The organism is Spirulina sp. 06S082 (assembly GCF_034932145.1).
In the GTDB taxonomy this organism is placed as follows: Bacteria; Cyanobacteriota; Cyanobacteriia; order Cyanobacteriales; family Spirulinaceae; genus CCY15215.
The window spans coordinates 1-6,586 of record NZ_JAYGHV010000330.1; the positions used below are offsets into that span (position 1 = coordinate 1).

The 6,586-nt window shown below is 37.8% G+C and carries 4 protein-coding genes; all 4 read right to left on the bottom strand.

Annotated elements, in window-relative coordinates; translation table 11 throughout:
* Nucleotides 1-1,324 (bottom strand): dynamin family protein (locus VB714_RS20390; protein WP_323226519.1); only part of this gene is annotated, 1,324 nt, incomplete at its 3' end.
* An 11-nt stretch (nucleotides 1,325-1,335) separates the two neighbouring features.
* Nucleotides 1,336-1,863: a hypothetical protein gene (locus tag VB714_RS20395; RefSeq protein ID WP_323226520.1), complete on the bottom strand. Its 528-nt coding sequence runs from the start codon at nucleotides 1,861-1,863 to the stop codon at nucleotides 1,336-1,338.
* Nucleotides 1,844-4,282 (bottom strand): dynamin family protein, encoded by a 2,439-nt coding sequence (locus tag VB714_RS20400; protein WP_323226521.1) that lies wholly within the window; start codon nucleotides 4,280-4,282, stop codon nucleotides 1,844-1,846. Before VB714_RS20400 ends, VB714_RS20395 begins: the two co-directional genes overlap by 20 nt.
* Nucleotides 4,283-4,774: 492 nt before the next feature.
* Nucleotides 4,775-6,241 (bottom strand): leucyl aminopeptidase, encoded by a 1,467-nt coding sequence (locus tag VB714_RS20405; protein WP_323226522.1) that lies wholly within the window; start codon nucleotides 6,239-6,241, stop codon nucleotides 4,775-4,777.
* Nucleotides 6,242-6,586: the final 345 nt, after the last annotated feature.

Consider the following 6,586-nt stretch of genomic DNA (forward strand, 5'->3'; position numbering starts at 1 on the left):
GATTAATCACACCAATTTCATAAAATTTTTGTAACTCAGCTTTGATTTCTTCCCATTTACTATCCCACCATTCTGTAAAAGATATGCGTCTTCTCTCTTCTTCAAAACGCTGTGCTTCTTCGGGATTTTCCGAAAATTTTTGATTGACAAGATGGTGAATTTTTTCTGAGGTAGTAACAATTTTATCGATAGAGGCTTTACATCGTTTTTCAAGAATACTCACTCGTTCGGTATTAATATAGTTGAATATCCTCTTCTTGATTTCAGGAATTCCAGTTCCTTCCGTTTTTAATTTTTCATCATCAGCAATACTTGTTAAATTTCTTAGTTTTTCTCTGATATTACTGGCTTGGCCAATTTCTAATTGGGTATGTTCTTCTGCAAGATTATTTAGAATCAGATAGGCACCGGCTGAACCAGAAACAATACGATTATCAGGTAAATCAGCACGTTTTAACCAATCTTGAGAGGCTTCTTTAATATGGGTTCTAAGAGCTTCTGCACTACCTAAAGCATCTATATGACTTAAAAAAACAAAAAGTTTATCCGCAATAGTCACATTTTTATCACCTTGTTCGGTAAATTTAATAATTTCTAGTTCGGCTTCTCTAATACTGCGAAAGCGCTGAATGACTATTACCGCATCACAGTCTGAAAGCATTTGTTGTGCTTCGTCAACGTGCTTGGCTAACCCTGAATCTGAACCTGGAACATCATAAAAAACAATTCCTTCTGCTTGAGCAAGTTTATTCGTATACAGTCTGGCTTCTAGAACAGCATGAGCATATTTTTCATCAGCGACATATTTGTTAAGTTGTCCTCGAATGTCTTCTAATCGGGTAAAAGGAATAATAATATTTCCTTCTCTTCTAACTTGTTGTAAAGTTATTTCGTTCTCTCGAATTGTTTTTAAGTCTTCATTTGCACCCCCTATTTCTAATTCCTTAAGTAAATGACTAAACTGTTCTTCAGTACGAGTTTGAACTTCTAGTCTTTGCTCTGATTCACTTTTGACGGAATAAATTTGGGTAGTGGTGAAAGTACATCTTCCACCTTTAGCAGGAAGCAAGTCACATTCTAACCAAGCATTAATAAAGGTACTTTTTCCAGCTTTTTCTAGCCCTACAACAGCAATACGAAATTCTCGCTTTCTCAATCGTTCAAGTTGGCGGTTCGTAGGTTCTGCTTCTTGGACAAGTATTTCTGTTAATTTAGAGGGAACTTCGGCTTGGGGAAGTTTGGCTAAATCAAGGGCATAGTGTTGTATGTTTAAGACATCACTAAGACGAGTTTCATAGTAAGATGAGGCTGATTTCCAATCCATTGTTTAACTCCTTAAATTCGGTTAAATGATTCTAAACCATTGAGACTTCTTAAACGACCTAACTTTTTAATTTTACCTTTTGCACCAACAGGCATATCTCGTGTAATGACATATTTATTTTTTTTGCCCATAATTTCTCCTCCATTAGGAATATCGATTCTGATAAAACATTTACGTCTGATAAAAAAATTAAGCTGACTGTTAGGTGAGTGATTTTGAAATTTGTCAATATCAACAGCTAATCGATCGGCTTCTTCTACTGTAGTACATAAGATGTCTGATGCTGAATTAATTAGTTGAACAATTTGATTTTGCTCGATGAATTGTCCCACTTCTAAACTAGCAAATTCTGATGCAGAAATTTCTAGACAAATAGCAGTAGGTTGACTTGAATCACTAGCGTATTTTTCTATCAACGTCTCTTGTTTCTCTTGTTGTCGATTATACCTTGAGGATTTCCATTTTACAAATGCAAATCCTGAGAGTAAAATAAAAGCGGTACCGAATATACCTTCAAATTCAATTAATTGGTTTAGCACTCAAGTCTTCCTCCTCTTGAAATTTACCTAATTTAGAAAATTCTGTAGCTAAGTTTTTCGCATTTTGCTGGATAGGTTTCCAGATATCGCGCTGTTTTTCAAGATCAAACTCAGTTTCTCTTCTAGCCTTCTTTAATCGATCTAGATAGAGATTAATGATATCGTTTTGAGTTTTATCTACATTCTTTTGTAAATCATTGATTTGTTCTGATAACCATTCTATGACTTGTTTTAATATATCAGGTTCAACTTTTTTTAATTGTTTATCCCAATCCTCTAACATCTTTTCAGTGCTAGGGATATTAGCATCATCACTAAAAAGCTGATCTTGTTTTTTAGGCAAAATCCAAAACCAATGTCTCCAAGTCCTATGTTTTTCAGCATATCTGTTAGATTGAATATTTAACTGAGATTTTAAATTTAAGTTAAAATTTAATTTTTTTATAACTTTTTCAATATCAGAAGTAGGGAATTTTATGACAATATTTGGCGCAATATTATTTGAACCTTGCTCTAGATAAGTAAGATGATATTTGAATAATTCTGAGACTGATTCATATATTCTGTTTTTTTGTTGTTCAGATAAATCAGATAGAACTTGCACTATAATTGGATTAAGATGCTTAGATAAATCATTTAAGCCTTCTTTGAGTTTCTCCAATTTTTCTTTTTCATCTTCTGTTTTTGCAACTCTTATCTCTCCTTCTTTTGCTGTTGTACCACTATAACCCAATTGAATTAGTCTCTCTAAATCGCTTTTAAGTAACTTAACTTGTTGAGAATTAGCCTTTTTAAAGTACGGATGATCGAGAGAAATTTTTGCTTCATCTAAGGACTTGGCTACTGCTTCTAAAATTGCACCAACTCCTCTATTTAGAGATTGTTTCCAATCAACAAGGGGAGCTAATTTTTCTAGAATTTTACTATTTTCTAAAATTTTACTATAAATTTCTATACTTTGAAGAAGTTTTATAATTTTTATAATATTGTTATCGAAAATATTGACCAGATCGCCTTCTGTTTGCCGATCTAGATCTAGATATTCTTGTAATCCTCGATCAATTTCTTCAAAAGGGGCGCGAAAATTCCGATTACTAATTTCAATAAACTCATTTAGAGAAGAGTTTATATTTTCTATTTTTTCGTACTCTTCTTGATGATTTTCTTCTGAACTATTCAAAATGGCAGTTGTTGTTTGTACTGCCCATTGTGCAATGCTATTGCCCGCAGCTACATTAAACTTTTCTATCGCTTGGGGAATAACTAACTTAGGAAAATGTTCTGTAATATGTTTGTTTAAATCTTGTTGAAATTCTTTACCGTAGGATTTTTGTAATAAATCTTCAGCCACTCGTACTCGATCCTGTTGAGACCAATTTTCAGCTTTTCGTGGCAACTCATCCAAGATTGTTTCTTCGATTAAGAGATTACATTTACGATCGGCTTCTGTACAAGCTAAATTACTCTTATTTTTATCGCTACTTTGTATCTGTAAAGATAATAAAGCAGGCAATGTACTTAACTTAATAATTTGAAGATTTTCAATAGCTTTGGTATATTCTTTTAGTTGTTCAGTAAGTTCAGCTTTAATATTTCTTGTTATTTTTTCAATAAAACGTCTCTCGCTTTCTGGCCAATTTTTATCGGCTCGAAAAACATCAATTTTGTTCAAAATAAATAGCATTCGTTCTGGAGATCCTCCCAAACATTTAACCTCTTCAACTACCTGTAATAAAAGATTTTTGACTTTCTGAGGATCAGTTTCTTGACTATTATATGTTACCAAGCATAAAGCCTCACGACATTGCTTAATAACTTCCATATTACTATCATCACCCACATAAGATAATCCTGGAAAATCTAGAATTTTAACTCTTACACCTCTTGGTAAATCTCGTTCGTATTCTTTAAAAAGCCTGAAAGGATAATGTATTGTAAATTTAGGATAAGCCAGGTTGGGTTGCGCTTCTTTATTATCAAGATAACTAATCATAGCTTTTTCTAGGAGCGTATAGATTTGTTCCTCTTTAATATTATTCCATTTACCACATTCCCACAATGCTCCAGGTGTTTCTTCAATTATTAAAGTTTTTTCTTCGCTATACTCAATAGTAACTACTCCTGCACTCATTTCACTCACTGCTGTGGGAATAATATCAGCACCACAAATAAAATTCACCAGTGTACTTTTCCCACTACTGGTTGTGCCAGTTGTTGCTAAGATCAATGTAGGATGACGCAGTTCATCAAGGAATTTTTCTAAAGCAGTCTTTAGATTGTTTGATAATTCGTCTATCTCGGAATGATAAGATTCCGGAAGATGACGAATCATTGAAGTTTTGAAGTTCTCCCAAGAACCAGCGAGGTGTATTGCTTGGTTCTCCACTGCCTGGAAAATTTCGTAAGTTTTTTGACTCATAACACTTATGATTCTGACGGGTTAGTTAAATAACAATATCTCTAGTCAATCCCTTATAACAGTTTTATATGCTAGTGGTCTGCCATCCCTAAAATGACGAGTATAGCGCGATCCGTCAGGGATTGAAAATCCCTGTCTCATACGAAAAATCCATTGAAATGGATTCGGGTTATCGCGATCGCCCTTGCTCGCAAAAAAAACTCTGACAAACCACTAGACAATATCATAGACAAAAATATATCCGTCAATTCTTTTGTATTTTTTTATATTTGCGATAACTGATAAGTAGATTAAAATACTCGTAAAAGTAACTTATATAAAGAAATCTTTGTAATCCTATTAATGAGGACTTACGCATTAACGGACAAGATACACGCACTACTATAGCCAGAGAATACAGTAGTGGGAGCGTCTCGCTCCCTAATTGCGTAAGTCCTAATTGCCCTAATTGCGTAAGTCCTAATTGCCCTAATTGCGTAAGTCCTAATGGTATTAACCTACGATCCAATTGACCAAAGTTCGCACCGGATAACCCGTTGCACCAATATTATTTACACCCCCTTCCTTATCAGCCCAAACCGGTCCCGCAATATCCAAATGCGCCCAGGGCGTTGACTCAACAAACTGCTTTAAAAACAAAGCCGCCGTAATCGATCCAGCATAACGCGGACCCGTGTTTTTCATATCAGCAATTGGAGATTTTAGCCCCTCAAAATACTTCTCCTCTAAAGGCATTTGCCAGAACTTTTCGCCCCCTAATTCTGCCGCTTCTTGTAGTTCTCGGGCGAGGCTATCATCGGTACTCCACAAACCGCCAATCTCTTCCCCCAAAGCAATCACGCAAGCCCCCGTTAAAGTCGCTAAATCGATAATGGCATCAACTTCTAATTTCTCAGCAAATACCAGCGCATCAGCTAACGTTAAACGCCCCTCTGCATCAGTATTATTCACCTCAATGGTTTTGCCATTAGAAGCCGTGAGAATGTCCCCAGGGTGCATCGCCTTGCCACTGACCATATTTTCCGCCGCCGCACTGATAAAATGCACCTCAACATCTGGTTTCAGTTGCCCGATCGCCTTAGCAGCCCCCAAAGTTGCCCCTGCACCGCCCATATCCATTTTCATGGTTTCAATGCCCTTACTCACCTTTAAATTGAGGCCACCAGAATCAAAGGTTACGCCTTTGCCCACGATCGCCACCTTGCGGCGCGGCGTTCCTTTTGGCTTATAAGTGAGGTGAATAAACTTGGGAGGCAAGTCTGAGGCTTGAGAAACTCCCAAATAAGACCCCATGCCCAACTTTTCACAGTCTTCTTTTTCGAGAATGGTCAACTCCAAACCATAATTAAACGCAAGATCCCGAGCCGTTTCCGCGAGAGTGGTGGGGGTTACAGCATTCGCTGGAGCATTGACCAATTCCCGCGCCAGAATCACCCCCGAGGCGATCGCCGTCGCGGTTTGAATCGCCGTATCTTGGTTTCCCAGCCCCAAGAGTTCAACGGTTTCAAGGCAATCTCCTTTATCTTCGATTTCCGACTTAAAGCGATTGTCTAGGTGCAAAGTGAGCAACAATCCTTCCGCGATCGCGTGGGCGCTCAAAGCCCCATCCCCAGACACTGGTAGCCCAATACCGAGAGTTTTCACCCTTTCAGCCTTAGCAATGCGGGCGATCGTTGCCGTACTGTTTCTGATGCCATTTAGCTTGAAATCTTCCTCTTTCCCTAACCCCACTAAAATAATTTTGCGAATGGGACTTTTCCCCCCAACTCGAGTCACCGCAGAGCTACCGACACCCCCCGTAAATTCCGTTTCAGCGATTAACTCCGCGATCGTCCCGTCGAGTTTGTCATTCAAGGAGGCTAAATTCCCCGTGACTGCCACAGCACCTTCAAATAGCCCAATCGCCAGTGCATCGCCACTCCAATCCCATTGTGTTGTCTCTACTGCTTTAATGTCCATGCGCCTTTTCAATTATCAATCATCAATTATCAATTATCAATTATCAATGGAGAGTAGACAACAAGCAACAACCAACTAGGTTATGATATCTAGAGGTTTTGATGAGAGCAGGTCAGGAACCTCAGCCTAAAGGCGTGAGGCTTGAAAGAGAAATCTAACAGGCCATTCTGACCAGACTCAGTACCCCGCGTACTACGTTATTTGGGTCACGACACCTTGGAATGCGAAGCTAGTTCCTCGCTCTGTCGTTAGCAGTTAAACAATTTTAAGGTCACTGAAATAGTGCTGCTAACCTAACAAGCCCTTTTAACCTTGTCGAAGCTAACATTACCCTAGAAATAGGAG

Coding starts and splice junctions, on each gene's coding strand:
- VB714_RS20400 (WP_323226521.1), bottom strand. CDS start 4,282: ATGAGTCAAAAAACTTACGAAATTTTCCAGGCAGTGGAGAACCAAGCA.
- VB714_RS20405 (WP_323226522.1), bottom strand. CDS start 6,241: ATGGACATTAAAGCAGTAGAGACAACACAATGGGATTGGAGTGGCGAT.